This window comes from Streptomyces sp. WAC 04229, assembly GCF_003947455.1.
In the GTDB taxonomy this organism is placed as follows: Bacteria; Actinomycetota; Actinomycetes; order Streptomycetales; family Streptomycetaceae; genus Streptomyces.
Genome location: NZ_QHJH01000160.1, coordinates 1 through 15997, shown reverse-complemented (window position 1 = coordinate 15997; position 15997 = coordinate 1). Strand labels below are relative to the sequence as shown.

At 73.5% G+C, this 15997-nt stretch carries 13 protein-coding genes; 11 read left to right on the top strand and 2 right to left on the bottom strand.

Features of this window, described 5'->3' with window-relative positions:
- Positions 1-438 precede the first annotated feature (438 nt).
- The gene (locus DMH12_RS29590; protein ID WP_260474387.1) at positions 439-1644 is read right to left on the bottom strand and encodes an AraC family transcriptional regulator; all 1206 of its coding nucleotides are present in this window, start codon (positions 1642-1644) and stop codon (positions 439-441) included.
- 146 nt (positions 1645-1790) lie between these two features.
- On the opposite strand from DMH12_RS29590, the gene DMH12_RS29585 reads away from it, so the two are divergent.
- From DMH12_RS29585 to trpC, 10 genes are all read left to right on the top strand, one after another.
- Positions 1791-3080 (top strand): FAD-dependent monooxygenase, encoded by a 1290-nt coding sequence (locus tag DMH12_RS29585; protein WP_125494496.1) that lies wholly within the window; start codon positions 1791-1793, stop codon positions 3078-3080.
- A gap of 98 nt (positions 3081-3178) precedes the next feature.
- Positions 3179-4675, top strand: coding sequence for a 4-hydroxyphenylacetate 3-hydroxylase family protein (locus DMH12_RS29580; RefSeq protein WP_125494495.1), 1497 nt, complete (start codon positions 3179-3181; stop codon positions 4673-4675).
- Positions 4662-6098: an MFS transporter gene (locus DMH12_RS29575; protein ID WP_125494494.1), complete on the top strand. Its 1437-nt coding sequence runs from the start codon at positions 4662-4664 to the stop codon at positions 6096-6098. The genes DMH12_RS29580 and DMH12_RS29575 overlap by 14 nt, the downstream gene beginning before the upstream one ends.
- An 80-nt stretch (positions 6099-6178) precedes the next feature.
- Complete coding sequence (locus DMH12_RS29570; protein ID WP_125494493.1) at positions 6179-7093, top strand: SDR family oxidoreductase; 915 nt, start codon at positions 6179-6181, stop codon at positions 7091-7093.
- A gap of 102 nt (positions 7094-7195) precedes the next feature.
- Positions 7196-8626 carry a polyketide synthase gene (locus tag DMH12_RS29565; RefSeq protein WP_125494492.1) on the top strand — a complete coding sequence of 477 codons (1431 nt, stop codon included), beginning with the start codon at positions 7196-7198 and terminating at the stop codon, positions 8624-8626.
- Between the two features lie 184 nt (positions 8627-8810).
- Complete coding sequence (locus DMH12_RS29560; protein WP_125494498.1) at positions 8811-9920, top strand: monodechloroaminopyrrolnitrin synthase PrnB family protein; 1110 nt, start codon at positions 8811-8813, stop codon at positions 9918-9920.
- Positions 9917-11203, top strand: a complete 1287-nt coding sequence (locus DMH12_RS29555) for a flavin-dependent oxidoreductase (protein WP_125494491.1) — start codon at positions 9917-9919, stop codon at positions 11201-11203. Before DMH12_RS29560 ends, DMH12_RS29555 begins: the two co-directional genes overlap by 4 nt.
- Positions 11200-11850, top strand: a complete 651-nt coding sequence (locus DMH12_RS29550; RefSeq protein WP_125494490.1) for a DsbA family protein — start codon at positions 11200-11202, stop codon at positions 11848-11850. Before DMH12_RS29555 ends, DMH12_RS29550 begins: the two co-directional genes overlap by 4 nt.
- Complete coding sequence (locus tag DMH12_RS29545) at positions 11850-13457, top strand: FAD-binding oxidoreductase (protein WP_125494489.1); 1608 nt, start codon at positions 11850-11852, stop codon at positions 13455-13457. The genes DMH12_RS29550 and DMH12_RS29545 overlap by 1 nt, the downstream gene beginning before the upstream one ends.
- A complete protein-coding gene (trpC, locus tag DMH12_RS29540; RefSeq protein WP_125494488.1) occupies positions 13454-14296 on the top strand; it encodes an indole-3-glycerol phosphate synthase TrpC in 843 nt (280 codons plus the stop codon). The genes DMH12_RS29545 and trpC overlap by 4 nt, the downstream gene beginning before the upstream one ends.
- A 95-nt stretch (positions 14297-14391) precedes the next feature.
- Here trpC and trpD read toward each other — a convergent pair whose 3' ends face one another.
- Entirely contained in the window at positions 14392-15450 is a 1059-nt protein-coding gene (trpD, locus tag DMH12_RS29535) for an anthranilate phosphoribosyltransferase (RefSeq protein ID WP_260474386.1), read from the bottom strand.
- Positions 15451-15587: 137 nt separating this feature from the next.
- Here trpD and DMH12_RS29530 point away from each other — a divergent pair.
- On the top strand, positions 15588-15997 hold a 410-nt coding region (locus DMH12_RS29530; protein ID WP_125494487.1), incomplete at its 3' end, for a GntR family transcriptional regulator.

Below are 15997 nucleotides of genomic sequence, written 5' to 3'. Positions count from 1 at the left end.
GGCCTCGACAAGACGCCGCCGCCCGGCGGTCCCGGCGCCGATGCCGGTCCCCGGGCTCGGGACCCGTGGGCGGCACCCGCGGACGCCGCCCCACCCGTCGCCCCCGGTCCCGGCGTGACCGTCGCCTCGAACGACGCCGCGTCCTGGCCGCCCCCGTCCGTCCACGACCAGCAGACGGTCACGTCCATGCCGGCGGCACAACCCCCGGCGTGGGCCGCGCCCTCAGCCCCCTCGGCTCCGGCGAACCCGTTCGCGGCGCCGGACCCGGCGGCCACCGGCGCGCCCAACCCCTTCGCGCCGCCCCCGCCGTACGCCGGCCAGGACCGGCAGCCGGTCCCGCCGCCGCCCATCGCGCCGGACGGCCCCGGCCACGTCCCCTACGGCTACCCGGGCCCGGCCGGCTACGGGCACCCGGCCCCGCCCGGCTACTACGGCTGGTCAGGCATGGCGCCGATGCCGAGCAACGGCATGGGCACCACCGGCCTCGTCCTCGGCATCATCGCCGCCGTCGGTTTCTGCCTCTGGCCGCTCGCGATCCTCGTCGGTGTCCTCGGCGTCGTCTTCGGCGGCCTCGGTCGCGCGAAGGCCGCCCGGGGCGAGGCCACCAACGCCGGCCAGGCGCTGGCCGGCATCATCTGCGGGATCGTCGGCATCGTCCTGGGCGCGGGCTTCGGAGCGCTGGTCATCTTCATGCCGTAGCGCGGCCGGGCCGGGCGCGGTCCGGTGACCGGCCCGGTACTCGCCGGGCGTCATCCCGTACTCCTTGCGGAACGCCAGGTGGAAGCCCACCTGGCTGGCGTAGCCGATGAGCCGCGCGATCTCGGTGAGTGGGACGGAGGTGTCCGCGAGCTGGCGCCGGGCCTCCTGGAGCCGCCGCAGGGTCAGATGCCGCATCGGCGGCTGGCCGACCAGCTCCCGGAACATCTGGGCGAAGACCGAGCGGGACATCCCCGCCTCGCGGGCCAGCGCGCCGACCGTCCACGGTTTCCCGTAGGAGCCGTGGATCGACATCAGCGCCTTGCTGATGCCCGGATGGTGCAGCGCCTGGAGGGCGGGGGACTCGTCCGCCAGCTGCTCCATGGCGATCCTCAGGGACAGGACGAACACCGTCTCGAAGGCCCGCAGAGTGACCAGCCGGGAACCGGGAGCCGTCCGTCCCACCTCCGAGGGCAGCGCTTCCAGCGTGCGCACCAGCAGCGACTCGCCCTTCAGGAAGCGGTGCCGGATCACGATGAGCCTGGGCAACGCCGAATAGAGGACCGGTTCGCCGGTCGCGCAGTAGCGCAGGCTCGCGCAGAGCATCTTTGTCCGGTACGGGGGAGTGCCGACGGTGACGACCTGCGACCCGCCCGGCGGGCTCTGCGCGAGCAGCGCGGACAGCGGTGTGGCGGCCACCGAGGGCTCGGCGGCGAAGGTGTGGGCGGTGCCGTGCGGGAAGACCGCCAGATCCCCCTCGTTCAGCGTCACGGGCTCGGAGCCGTCGTCGAAGGTGATGACGCAACCGCCGTCGACCATGTAGTGCACGATCGCGCAGCTGTCGTCGTGCCCCTCGACCCCCCACTGGCCCCCGGCCCGCCAGGTGCTGTGGAACACGTCGGTCAGCCACAGCGGGCGCAGTACCTCACTCAGCACGTCGTCCTGCATGAACGATTCCCCCGACCGCACTCCGGACGATTCTTAAACGGATCCGGCTCATGACTCATTGATCGTAGCCACTCCCCCGAGAACGATGTGGAGCGAGCCGGGCTTTTGGCCGGTTCACGGAATTGAGGTACTGGGGGACTCGTTCCATGAAGATCGTGATTGCCGGCGCCGGCATCGGCGGCCTGGTGGCGGCGCTGAGCCTGCACGCCGCCGGACTGCGCGACGTCCGCGTACTGGAGGCGGTTCCACGGATCCTCCCCTTCGGCGCCGGAGTGAACGTCCAGCCCGTCGCGGTCCGCGAACTGGCCGCCCTCGGTCTGGCCGAAAGCATCCGCGACGCGGGCGCCGAACTGACGGCGCTGAGCTACCACAACCATCTCGGACAGCGCATCTGGCACGAGCCCCGCGGCCGGGCGAGCGGCAGCGTGTGGCCGCAACTGGCCCTGCACCGCGGTCTCCTCCAGTCACTCCTCGTCGACGCGGTGCGCGACCGCCTGGGACCGGACGCCCTCACCACCGACGCGCGCGTCACGGGTTTCACGCCTCTGGACGGCGGCGGGGCCGAGGTGCTGCTCGCCCGGCCGGCCGAGCACGGGCCCGGGAGCCGTACCCGCGCGGACGTACTGGTCGGCGCCGACGGACTGCGCTCCGCGGTACGCCGGACCCTCTACCCCGAGGAGGGCGCACCGCGCTCCAACGGCACGACCGTGTGGCGTGGCGTACACCGGAGTACGCCCTTCCAGGGCGGCCGGTCGATGGTCGTCATGGGCGACGGACGCTGGAAGGCCGTTGTCTACCCCTTGGCCGAACGGCCGGACGCCGACGGCCTCGTGCCCGTCAACTGGGCCGTGTCCCGGGCCGCGACCGGCGAGGCCGGCGCGGAAACGCCCTCCGGCGACGCGTTCCCCGAGGCGGTGTCCGACTGGGGCTGCGGGGACCTGCGGCTGGGCGCGCTGCTCGCGGACGCCGGGACCGCCGGGTCCTTCCCGATGCTCGACCGGGATCCGCTGCCGCGCTGGTCGTTCGGGGCGGTCACCCTGCTCGGGGACGCGGCGCACGCCATGGCGCCCATGGGGTCCAGCGCGACCACCCAGGCCGTCGTGGACGCCCGCAGTCTCGCCCACCACCTGGCCGCCCACGACGATCCCGCCCGCGCGCTGGCCGCCTACGACCGCGACCGCCGGCCCTCGATGAACCGCCTTCAGCTGCTCAACCGCGCCAAGGGACCGGAGCTGGTGATCGACCTGGCTCAGGAGCGGGCGCCGCACGGGTTCCGGCGCGTCGAGGACGTGATACCGGCCGCCCGGCTCGCCGACGTGGCCGAGAGCTACGCGCGCGCCGCCGGGCTCGACGCGGAGTCCGTCAACGCGCCCTCGCCCTACGGCTGCCACCAGCCACCACCCGGACGAAGCGCGGAAGCGGTCCACGAGTCCTAGGACCGCGGTCCCCGCCCGACCGGCCCCCGCGCCTGACGTCGGCGCCGGCCGTCACCCACACCACCAGAGAACGCATCTTCGTGTCAGGAGAGACAGACATGCCCCGCAGCGGCCAGGACTACCTCGAATCACTTCGCGACGGGCGTGCCGTCTGGCTCGACGGAGAGCTGGTCAAGGACGTCACCGAGCACCCCGCCTTCCGCAACACCGCCCGCTCCGTCGCCCGCCTCTACGACCTGGCTTGCGAGCCCGGTACGCGCGACGTCCTCACGGTCCGGCCCGAGGGTGCGGACCGGTCCGTGCTCCGCGCCTACCACGTGCCGCGTACGCCGACCGAACTGGTCGAACGGCGCAAGGCGTTCAGGACCTGGTCGGAGGCGAGTTTCGGGTTCCTCGGCAGGTCGCCCGACTACATGGCGGCCGGTACCGCCGGCTTCGTGTCCGCGCCGGACGTCTTCGCCGGGGAGGGCTTCGACGGGCGGGACAACCTGGCGGCCCACTACCGCCGCACCTCCGAGGGCAGCCTCTACCAGGCCTTCACCATCACCAACCCGCAGATCGACAGGACCAGGGCCGCGAGTGAGCAGGAGGAGGACGACCTCTACGTACGGGTCGTCAAGGAACGCGACGACGGCATCGTGGTGCGCGGCGCCAAGATGATCGGCACCGGCGCGGTCTTCGGGGACGAGGTCGTCGTCGGCACCATCGAACCGCTGCCCCGGCAGGACGTCGAGTACGCGCTGACGTTCACGGTGCCGCTGGACACCCCGGGACTGAAGTTCATCTCCCGCACCTCGTACGAGGCCCACGCGCGCAGCGTGTTCGACAACCCGCTCTCCTCCCGCTTCGACGAGAACGACGCGCTGCTGGTCTGCGACGACGTCTTCGTCCCCTGGGAGCGGGTGCTGACGTACCGCGACGTCGACACCACCTTCCGGATGTGGTGGTTCACCCCCGCCTACAACAACTTCGTGCACCAGGCCGCCACCCGCTTCTGGACCAAGCTCGAGTTCCTCACCGGTCTGGCGATCCTGCTCACCCGTGCCAACAACACCTACGCACTGCCGCCCGTCCAGATGCAGCTCGGCCGGCTCATGGGGTGGCTGAACATCGCGAAGTCCATGGTGGTGGCGGCCGAGACGATGTACGAGCGCGTCGACGGTGAGGGCAGCGCCGTGCACCTCAACAAGGAGATCGCCTCCGCCCACCGGGCCATGGCGGGCGACCTGTATCCGAAGGTGCTCGCCGAACTGAAGATGCTGGCGGGCGGCGGCCTGATACAGCTTCCGGCCTCCGGATACGACCTCGCGCACCCCGAACTGGGCCCGCTCGTCGCCAAGTACGTGCGTTCTCCCGGTACCCCGGCCGAGCAGCGGATCAAGCTGCTGAAGCTGGCCTGGGACGCGCTCGGTTCGGAGTTCGCCTCCCGGCACGAGCAGTACGAGCGCTTCTACCACGGGGCGCCGCACGTCTATCTCCCCGGCATCCTGCGCGACGGGGACCCGGACCTCCTGGCGGCGTTCACCCAGTCGTGCCTGGACGGCTACCGGCTGGAAGACCTGCCGGGCGGGGGTGTACCCGATGCGCTCAGCTGACCGGTGGCGGGCGCTCGCGCTGCTCGCCTGCACCCAGTTCGTCCTGCTCCTCGACACCTCGATCATCAACGTGGCCGCCCCGTCCATCGGGGAGGGGCTGGACATCTCGCCCGCGGAACTGTCCTGGGTGGCCAACGCCTACCTCGTCTCCTTCGGCGGTCTGCTCCTGCTCAGCGGACGGGCCGCGGACCTGCTCGGCCGGCGGAGGATCTTCCTCGCCGGGCTCGGGGTGCTGTCCGCCGCCTCGCTGCTGGGCGCCCTCGCCGACAGCGCCGCGCTGCTGATCACCTCCCGCGCGGTGCAGGGCGTCGGTGCGGCCATGGCGGCCGCGGCGGCGTTCGCCCTGGTGCTGAGCCTGTTCCCGGACGGCCCCGAGCGGCACCGGGCACTGGGTGTGTTCGCCGCGATGGCGGGCGCCGGCGGCGCGGTCGGCACCGTACTCGGCGGAGTGCTCACCAGCTGGCTGGGCTGGGAGTCGACCTTCGCCCTCAACGTGCTCGCCGGCGTCGTGCTGATGCTGCCCGCCCCCCGGCTGCTGCCGGGCGGCGCGGGCGGCGGGCGGGAGCAGGGCTTCGACGTGCCCGGAGCGATCGCCGGCACGGCCGGCCTGGCACTGCTGGCATACGCCGTGGTCAACGCGGGCGAGGCCGGGTGGCGTTCCACGGCGACCCTCGCCACCGGGGGCGCCGCCGTCGTCCTGCTGGTGCTGTTCGCCCTGGTGGAGCGCAGGGTCGCGCACCCGCTGGTGCCGCCCGCGGTGCTGCGCCGGCCCACACTCCGACTGGCCAACATCCTGGCCGCGCTGTGGCAGATGTCTCTGTTCCCGATGTTCTTCCTGGTCAGCCTGTACCTCCAGGCAGTGCTGGGCCACGAGGCGGTGCTCGGAGGGCTGGCCCTCCTGCCGCTGTGCGTGGTCGTCATCGCCGTCGCCTCCTTCACGGACCGGCTCATCGGCCGGTTCGGTCTGCGGGGCGTCATGACGGCCGGGTTCGTGCTGGTCGCCGCCGGCATGGCCGGGCTGTCGCGGATCTCGGCCGACGGCTCGTTCGCGGCCGACGTCCTGCCGTCGACGCTGGTGCTCGGGGTGGCCCTGCCGCTCGTCTCCATCACCACCAACGTCGCCGCCACCCTCGACACCCGCCAGGACGAGGCCGGTCTCGCGTCCGGACTGGTCAACACCAGTCTCCAGTTCGGTTCCGTCATCGGGCTGGCCGTGCTGTCCGGCGTCGCGGCCGCCCGCACCAACGCCTCCACCGCGGCCCACGACACCGCCCTGACCGACGGCTTCGGCGCCGCCTTCCTGGTGGGTGCGGCTCTCGCCGTACTCGGTGCGCTGCTGTCCCTGCGGCTGCGCCCGCCCGCACCGCCCCCGCAGGTCGCGGAGACGAGCACCACCGTCGCGGGAGGGCGGGCCGTGCCCTGACCGACCGACCACCGGATCCGGGCCGACGTGGCCGCGACCGAACCGACACCTCGCACGAACCACACGATGAAAGGCACGACATGACACAAGACCTCAAGCGCGTCCTGGTGACCGGAGCCAACGGATTCCAGGGCGGTGCCGTGGCCCGGTGGCTCGCCGCTCAGGGGCACGACGTGCGGGGCCTGGTCCGCGACGAGGCCAAGGCCGCCGCCGCGGGCGGCGGGTTCACGCCGGTCCGCGGAGACCTGGCCAGTCCCGACGCCCTCCGGGAGGCCTTCCGGGGCGCCACGCACGCCGTCGTCGTGATGCCGCTGGAGTACGACCTCGACACGGTGACCGGCTACGCGCGCAACGTCGCCGAGGCGGCCCACGAGGCCGGCGTGCGCCGGATCGTCCTCAACACCAACACGCCCGTGCCGGACGAGACCACGCGGTATGCCGGATTCGAGACCCGCCGCCGCGCCGAGGAAGTGCTGCGGGCCGGCGCGGTCCCGGTGATCAGCATCCGTCCGCCGGTCTACCTCGAGAACCTCTTCAGCCCCTGGAACGGCCCCGCCATCGTCAACGACGGCGTCCTCGCCTACCCGCTCCCCGAGGGGCAGCGCGTCGCGTGGATGAGCCACGAGGACCTGGCCAAGGTCGCCGCCCGTGCCCTCGATGACGACGTGCCCGCGGGCCGGGTGCTGCACGTGGGCGGTGCCGACGTCCTGACCGGCCCCGAACTGGCGGCCGTCTTCGGCCAGGCGCTGGGCCGCGAGGTCCGGTACCTGCCGCTGGAGGTCGCCAGGTTCGAGCAGGGGCTCGCCGACCTGCTCGGCCCCGAGGCCGCGGCGGGCGTCGCCGGGATCTACCACCATGTCGGCGAGGGCCAGGCACCCGACCTGCTCTGTCCGCGTCCGGCGGCCGTGGAGGAGGCGCTGGGCATCCGGCTCACCCCGGCGATCGAGTGGGTCAAGGCACAGCCGTGGGAGCACTGGGCGCGCACCGGCGCGTGATTCGGGGCCGGGCCGGCGCCGGGGCCCGGGGCGCACGCACGCGACGCGCGCCCCGGTGACCGCGCACGGTCCGGACGACACGACGAAAACGGGGGAAACGAGATGTCACCGCTGAGCAGCGAAGCGGACCACGTACCGAAGGCCGACCCGGTCGCCGTGATCGGGATCGGGTGCCGTCTTCCGGGTGCGCACGGACCCGGTCGGCTCTGGGAACTGCTCCGTGCCGCGGGGGACGCCACCGGTGCCGTACCGGTGGGCCGGTTCCCGGCCGGGACCACGCCACCCGAGGGTGGAGCACGGGGCGGCTTCGTGCACGGCGTCGACGAGTTCGACGCGGAGTTCTTCGGCGTCACCCGGGACGAGGCCGAGACGATGGACCCGCAGCAGCGGCTGCTGCTGCACACCGCATGGGAGGCGCTGGAGGACGCGGGCCGTGACCCGGGCCTCCTCGCCGGCACCGCCACCGCCGTCTTCGTCGGCCAGTCGCACGCCGACCACTGGGACCGGCTGCGCGAGAGCCGCGCCGGCCGGCTCGACCTGGACTGCCTCGTCGGCGGTCACCAGCGGTCGATGCTCGCCGGCCGGCTCTCCTTCCACCTCGGACTGCACGGACCGAGCGTCACCGTGGACTGCGCCCAGGCCTCCTCGCTCGCCGCGGTGCACCTGGCCTGCCTCAGCCTGCGCGCCGGCGAGTCCACGCTCGCTCTCGCGGGCGGCGCCAACCTCGTGCTCGGCACCACCGCCACCGAGGTCTTCGACGAGGCCGGGGTGCTGTCGTCCGAGGGGCGCTGCCGGTTCGGTGACGGCGCGGCGGACGGATTCGTGCGCTCCGACGGCGTCGCCGTGGTCGTCCTCAAGAGACTCGACCGGGCCCTCGCCGACGGTGATCCCGTGCGCGCGGTGATCCTGGGCAGCGCGCTCGGTCACGACGGCGCCACCAAGCAACACGTCACCGACCCCTCCGTGACCGGTCAGTCGCTGGTGATGCGCCGGGCCTACCGCAGCGCCCGCGTCGTCCCCGGCGACGTCGGATATGTCGAGGCCCACGGCACCGGTACCAGGATCGACGCGGTCGAACTCGGCGCCCTCAACGAGGTGCTGGCCGAGAACCGGCCCGACGGCCGGCCCTGTATGGTCGGCTCCCTCAAGTCCAACATCGGGCACTGCGAGGCGGCCGCGGGTGTCGCGGGGCTCATCAAGACGGTGCTGTGTCTGGAGCACCGGGAGGTGCCGGCGACCCTGCACGCCGACACACCGTCCCCACTCGTCGACTGGGACCGGCTGCCGCTGGTGCTGCCCGACTCCACCCGCCCCTGGCCGGCCTTCGCGGGCCGGCCCGCCCTCGCGGCCGTCAACGGGCAGGGCATGTCGGGGGTCAACGCCCACCTCGTGGTCGGCCCGGGCCCGGCGGAGCACACCGGTGCCCCGCGAGGCCGGGCCACCGCCGGCCGGGTCTGGCCGGCTCCCGGGCACGGCCTGCCCACCGGCCGCCGCCCGTCGAGCGCCACCGCACCCGCCGCACGCGCGGACTGACCACCCGGCGGGCCCCCGGCCCCTCCTCTCTTCCCCACGATCCTCACCGTGCTTCCGCGCTGCCCCGACGACGTCGCGGGCCCCGCGGCCACGCGTCGGTCGACGCGGCCGCGTGCCCGGAAGCGCGCATCCCCCAGCAGTCCACGACCCTCTGTGCCACAACTCGGGAGAGACCTTGACCAGCATGCTCGGCATCGATCTCGGCAGCTCCATACGCACGGCGGCGATCCGGGACCAGGACCCGCTCGCCGCCGACACCACCTGCTTCAATCTGCGCCAGTACAACGAGCACGCCGACGTACCGGCCCTCACCGCCGCCCTGCGGGGCATGGTGCCCACCCTCGACGCCGTCGCCGGTTACTCCGTGGAGGCCTGCGTCGCCGCGATGCGCGACCTCGGCATGGTCCTCGGCTCGATCAAGCGCCACGGACCGGAACCGGTGCCGCTGGCACCGGAAGTGGTGCCGGTCCTGCACGAACTGGGCCGGCGCACGGACATGGTGCCCCGGGACACCGTGCACCACTACACGACCTGGAACCCCGTCGGCGGACGTCAGCGCATGTACACCGGCGACATCCAGGAGGCCTACCTCCAGGAATCCGTGCGGATGGTCTTCCCGCATCTGCGCGAGGCGCTGGAACTGGCCGGCCTCCTCAGCGACACCGACGTCGCCGAGCCGAAGGTCGCCGACCTCACCGACGAACTGACCGGGCACGTGGAGGTGATGGTCTCCGCGATCGACATGGTGGTGGCCAACGTCAGCCCCGAGTTCTTCGCCCGGGACCTGCGCTCCTACTTCGAGGAGATCACCGTCGACGGGCGCGTCCTGCTCGGCCCGGCGGCGGCGCAGGTCCCCCTGTGGCTGATCGACCAGGCCGTCTGGGCTTCGGACCACAGCGGACCCGAGTACCAGGAGTTCCTGCGCGACTCGGTGCCCTACAGCCTGCCCCGCTGGCGCGAACTGTACGACTGCTGGACGGGCGTCCCGTCGGTCGTGACCAGGCTGGTCGCCGCGTACGGAGACGACCCCGACGGGGCCGAGCGCCGGATGCCCGGCCTGCGGCCCGCCGCCGAGGCGCTCGCACGCCTGCTCCGCGTCGTCCTGGTCTTCCGTGGCCGCCATCTGGGCATCGCGCGCAAGGCGTACGACGCCGACCTGCGGCTCTACCCGGTGGGCAGCGGCGGCGCGAGCGTCGACCTGCTGAGGCAGATCACCGACCTGACCCGTGCCAGTGCCCAGCTCACCCGGCCGCGAGGCGGGTCGGCGGAGCGTGCCGAGCGGAGGCCGGCGTGACGATCGTGATCTCGGGCGCCGGAATCGGGGGCCTGACCACCGCACTCGGCCTGTACGAGGCGGGCCTCGACGACGTACGCGTGCTGGAGTCGGTACCGGAGCTGCGGCCGCTGGGCGTGGGCCTCAACATCCTGCCCAACGCGGTGCGGGAACTGGCCGAACTGGATCTGCTGGACGAACTGCTGGAGTCCGCCGTCCCGACCGGCGCCCTGGAGTACCGCAACCGCCACGGCCAGTTGATCTGGCGGGAGCCCCGCGGTGCGGCGGCCGGCTACCGGTGGCCGCAGCTGTCGGTGCACCGCGGCCGGCTCCAGGCGGTGCTGGCGCGGGCCGTGCGGCGCCGGCTGGGCCCCGACGCCGTCGTCACCGACGCCCGGGTCGAGCGGTTCACCGAGCGCGCGGACGGCAGGGTCGACGTGCACGTGCGCCACCCCGAGGCCGGAGGGCGCTCCGTGACGACGGCCGACGCGCTGATCGGCGCGGACGGCATCCGCTCCGCCGTCCGGTCCCAGATGTACCCCGACGAGGGGCCGCCGCCGTGGAACGGAATCGTGGTCTGGCGGGGCACCACCGTCGCCCCGCCCTTCCTGGACGGGCGCACGATGATCATCGCGGGTGACGACCGGCGGCGCGCCGTGGTCTACCCCATGTCCCCGCCCCGGGGCGGGGCGGACGGCCCGGTCCTGATGAACTGGGCCGTCGCACGGGCCGCCGATCCGGAGTCGGTCTTCGAGGACGCCGACTGGAACCGCCCGGTTCCCCCGGACGCCTTCCTGCACCACTTCGCCGATCTGGCCTTCGCATGGCTGGACATACCGGCGCTGGTCCGTTCGGCACAGGAGTCGTACGTCTACCCGATGGTGGACCGCGATCCGTTGCCCCGCTGGACGCACGGCGCGGTCACCCTGCTCGGCGACGCCGCGCACGCCATGTACCCGATGGGCTCCAACGGCGCCACGCAGTCCATCGTCGACGCCCGCGTGCTGGCCAGGGAACTGGCCCTGGCCGACACCCCGGCGGCCGCCCTGTCCGCCTACGAGGCGGAGCGGCTGCCGGCCCTGACCCGGGTGCAGGCCAGCGCCCGCCGGCGCGGTCCCGAGGTGGTCATCGACCTGGCCCACGAGCGGGCGCCCGAGGGCTTCGCGGACCCGGCGGAGGTCTTCGAGCCGGGCGAACTGGAGTCCGTGTCGGCGGAGTTCGCCCGGATCGGCGGTTTCGACCCCGAGACCGTCAACACCCGGCCGTCCCTGGCCGTGGCGAGCCCGGCCGGAGGCCGACGATGAGAATCGACATCTGGTCGGACATCTCCTGCCCCTGGTGCTACATCACCAAGCGCACCTTCGAACTGGCCCTGTCGTCGTCCGGGCGCAGCGACGTGCACGTCGTCCTGCACCCCTTCCAGATCGACGGCGAACAGCCCGCCGAACCGACGCCGATGCTCGAGTGGCTGGCGGGCAAGTACGGTCCGGACCGGGCCGCGCGGATGAACAAGGAGGTCACCTCCGCCGGACCGCGCCACGGCATCGCCTTCCGCAACGAGTCCGGCTTCGCCGCCAACACCCTGGACGCCCACCGGCTGCTGAGGTGGGCGGGCCTGAGCCACGGGCGGCCCGTGCAGAGCCGCCTGGAGGAACTGCTGTTCGCGGCCTGCTTCACGGAGAGCGCCGACCTCAGTGACCACGGGGAGTTGCTCCGCCGTGTCGAGCGGGCCGGCCTCGACCGTGAGCGGGCGGGACGTCTGCTCGCCTCCGACGAGGGTGTCGCGGAGGTGCGCGCCGAGGTGCGCCGCGCCCGGGAGTTCGGCGTCGACGCGGTCCCCCGTTTCGACTTCGGCGGTGTGCAGCGCGTCGAGGGCCCCCAGGAGGATCCGGCCGTCTTCCTGAACGTCCTCAGGCCGCCGGTGTCCATTGCCACCCGAGGAGAACAGTGATGAGCAGAGTGAGCCGTCGTTCCTTCGTGGGCGCCTCGGCGCTGGTCGGCACCGCCGCGGTGACTCGCCCGGCCGTGGCCCGCGACGCGGGGGAGGAGAAGCGGCCGCCCGTCGTCGTGGGCGCCGGCAGCCCTCAGTACGCGGATCTGGCCCGAGGCGTCAACCAGCGCTGGATCGGCACCCCGGACTGGATCGCGCTGCCCAGTACCACGGCACAGGTCGTCGCCGCCGTCCAGCGGGCGGTGGACACGGGCCGGCGGGTCGCGGTCCGCGGCGGCGGGCACTGCTTCGAGAACTTCGTCACCGAGAGCGGCGTCAGGGCCGTCATCGATCTGTCCGCCATGAACGCCGTCGGCCACGACGTCCGGCGCGGGGCCGTCGAGATCGGGGCGGGCGCGCGGCTCGGAGAGGTCAACGAGCAGCTCTTCAAGCGGTGGGGCGTGGCCCTGCCCGGAGGATCGTGCCCCACCGTGGGCGTGGGCGGCCACATCAGCGGCGGCGGCTACGGCCCGTTGAACCGCACCCTGGGGCTCACGGTGGATCACCTGTACGCCGTCGAGGTGGTCGTCGTCGACTCCGGCGGAACCGCGCGGGCGGTGGTGGCCTCCCGGGACGACCGGGGAGCCCTGGGCGACCTGTGGTGGGCGCACACCGGCGGGGGAGGCGGCACCTTCGGCGTCGTCACCCGGTACTGGCTGCGCAGCCCGGGGGCGTCGGGCACCGACCCCCGGCTCGCCCTGCCCGCGCCGCCCGCGGAACAACTGGTGGCGACCGTGGTGTGGCCCTGGCAGGACCTGCACCAGGAATCCTTCGTGAGCCTGCTGAAGAACTACAGCGCATGGCACGTCGCGCACAACGCCCCCGGCGACCCCGAGGCCGACCTCTACAGTCATCTGGCCGTCTTCCACCGGTCGGGCGGGGCGGTGGCGCTGAACGTCCAGCTCTCCACGGCGGGCGGGGACCCGGACCGACGACTGGACGCCTTCCTCGCCGCCCTGGGACGTGGCGTGACCGCTCCGGCCCGGACCGTGGAACGCCACCGGCTGCCGTGGCTGATGGCCACTCAGTGGTCCGGCTTCGCCGACCGCCCCAGCGGCAAGCGCATCAAGGGCAAGTCCGCCTACCACCGCACGGCCTTCGACGACGCGCAGGCCCAGGCGCTGCACCGTCACCTGACCCGCGCCGACTACGACCACCCCGGCAGCGGCCTGCTCATCGCCCCCTACGGCGGCCGCGTCAACGCCGTCGAACCGCACGAGACCGCGCTCGCCCACCGGGACAGCGCCCTGATGCTGATGTATGTCAGCGAGTGGACCGCCGCCACAGAGGACGACCGGCACGTGGGCTTCCTCCGGGACCTCTACGAGGACGTGTACGCGTCCACCGGCGGCGCGCCGGCACCGGGGCGCAGCACCGCCGGCGCCTACGTCAACTACGCCGACACGGACCTCAAGGACCCGCGCCGCAACCGGTCGGGAGTGTCCTGGCAGGAGCTGTACTTCGGCGCCAACCACGCCAGGCTGCGGCGGGCCAAGGCCCGTTGGGACCCGCGGGACGAGTTCCGGCACGCACTGTCCGTGCGGGCCGCGGGGCGGAGGGAGCGATGAGTGTGCTCACCTCGATCATCGAGGGCGTGCGCGCCGACCTCGCCGAGCGGCGCCGGGCCGTCCCCCCGGACGCGGTGCGGGACCTGGCCCTGGCCGCCGGGCCCGCGCCCGACGCGGCGGCGGCGCTGCGCTCGCCCGCGGGACTGCGGGTGATCGCCGAGGTCAAGCGGGCGAGCCCGGCCCGAGGGCGTCTGGCCACGCTCGACGATCCCGGCGCGCTGGCCGCCGCCTACGCGGCCGGGGGTGCCGCGGCCGTCAGCGTGCTGACCGAGCGGCGCAGGTTCGCGGGGTCGCTCGCCGACCTGGACGCCGTCCGCTCCGCCACGACGCTGCCGGTCCTGCGCAAGGACTTCGTGGTCGACCCCTACCAGGTGTGGGAGGCCCGTGCGCACGGCGCGGATCTGGTGCTGTTGATCGTGGCGGCCCTGGACGCGCCGATGCTGGCGGATCTCCTGGCGGTGGCGGGCGAGGCGGGGCTGACCGCTCTGGTGGAGGTGCACGACGAGGCCGAGGCGGAGCGGGCGGTGGCCGCGGGGGCACGGGTGATCGGTGTCAACGCCAGGGATCTGCGGACCCTGCGGATCGACCCCGGCGTCTTCGCGCGGGTGGCCCCCCGGCTGCCCGGTGAGATCGTCCGGATCGCCGAGTCGGGGGTGCGCGGACCCGAGGACGCCGCCCGGCTCGCCCGGCTGGGCGCGGACGCCGTCCTGGTCGGGTCCTCGCTGGTGACCCACGAGGATCCGGCCGTCGCCGTGGCCTCGCTCGTGGAGGCCGGGCGGCGGAGCAGGGCGGCCGCCGTCGACGTCTCCGGATCCGGAAGGGCCGGCTCGGGCCGATGACGGAAGACGTGGCAGGCCCGGTGGCCGGGAGCCGGCACGGCTCCCGGCCACCGGGCCTTCGTCCCGGACCGTGCGGGGTCCCGGGCCGGGTCGTTTCATGGCGTCCCGGCGCGCTTGCCGGTGACGGCCGCCCACCGCTCCAGCACCCCGGCCGCGGCTCCCGAATCGATGGCCTCGCGCGCCTGCCGCACTCCGTCCGCGAGCCGTTCGGTCAGTGGCGCGGACGAGGGCCGCAGGGCCGCCAGCCCGGCCGCCGCGGAGAGCAGCACCGCGTCCCGGACCGGTCCCGGCGCCCCGTCGAGGACGTCGCGGGCGACCCGGGCGTTGCGGCGCCGGTCACCGCCGCGCAGCTCCTCGGGCCGGGCGAGCCGGAACCCGAGGTCCCGCGGGTCGAGCACGTCCTCGCGCACCTGGCCCCGATGGACCGACAACACGCGGGACGTCGTGGTCACGGTCAACTCGTCCATGCCGTCGTCCCCGCGGAAGACCAGGGCCGACACGCCCCGGCCCGCGAGCACCCCCGCCACCGGCGCCAGGGCATCGGCCGCGGCCACCCCGACCGCCTGCGCCGCGGGGGTGGCCGGGTTGCACAGCGGACCGAGCAGGTTGAACACGGTGCGCACCCCCAGCTCGCGCCGGGTCGCGGAGGCGTGCCGCAGCGCCGGGTGGAAGACGGGCGCGAAGCAGAAGGTGATGCCCGCCTCGTAGGCGACCTCCGCCACCTCGTGCACCGGAAGGTCGAGCACCACGCCCAGCTCCTCCAGCACGTCCGCCGAGCCGCAGGAGGAGGACGCGGAACGGTTGCCGTGCTTCACGACCCGGGCGCCCGCCCCCGCCGCGACGATCGCCGACATGGTGGAGATGTTCACGCTGTGGGAGCCGTCGCCACCGGTACCCACGATGTCCAGTGCCGGACCGGCCACCGGAAGCGGCAGCGCGTGCCGGAGCATCGCCCGGGTCAGCCCTTCGACCTCCTCGGCCGTCTCGCCCTTGGCCCGGAGCGCCACCAGCAACCCGGCCAGCGCGGCGGCGCCGACCTCGCCCGCCATGATCCGTTCCATGGCCCAGTCGGTCTCCTCGGATCTGAGGTCGTTCCCGTCGAGCAGCGTGTCGATCAGGGCGGCCCATTCGCGAACCCTCGGCCGTGCGGTCACGGAATTCTCCTCATCGGCGCCGAATTGCTACCGCCTCCCATTGTCGGGACCGGCGTCGTCGTACGGCAGACCAATCATTCGTGACGCATACGGTCCACATGTCGAACCGGAATGATGTGTACCGGAAAGGAAGAGAAATGGCGCTGCACTTGTCGGTGCCGCTTTCCCGGAATTCCGGAGAATCTCTCACCTCGCAGATCCAGCGGTTCATCAAACAGGAGATCCAGCGGGGCACCCTCCACCCCGGCACCCGCCTGCCGCCCAGCCGGTCGCTCGCCGTGGACCTCAAGGTCTCCCGCAGCGTGGTCGTCGAGGCGTACGCGCAGCTGGCCGCCGAGGGCTATCTGGAGGCGGTCCGCGGCGCGGGCACCCGCGTGCGGAGCCACCTCTCGCGCGAGGCGGTGGTGCCGGTGCTGCTCGACGAGGGTCCGGTGCCGCCGATGCGCTGGGACCTGCGACCCGGCAGCGACAACGCACCGGGGCTGCCCCGGCGGGAGTGGCTCACGGCCTACCAGCGCGCTCTGGGGGCCCCGCGACCCCCCGGGAC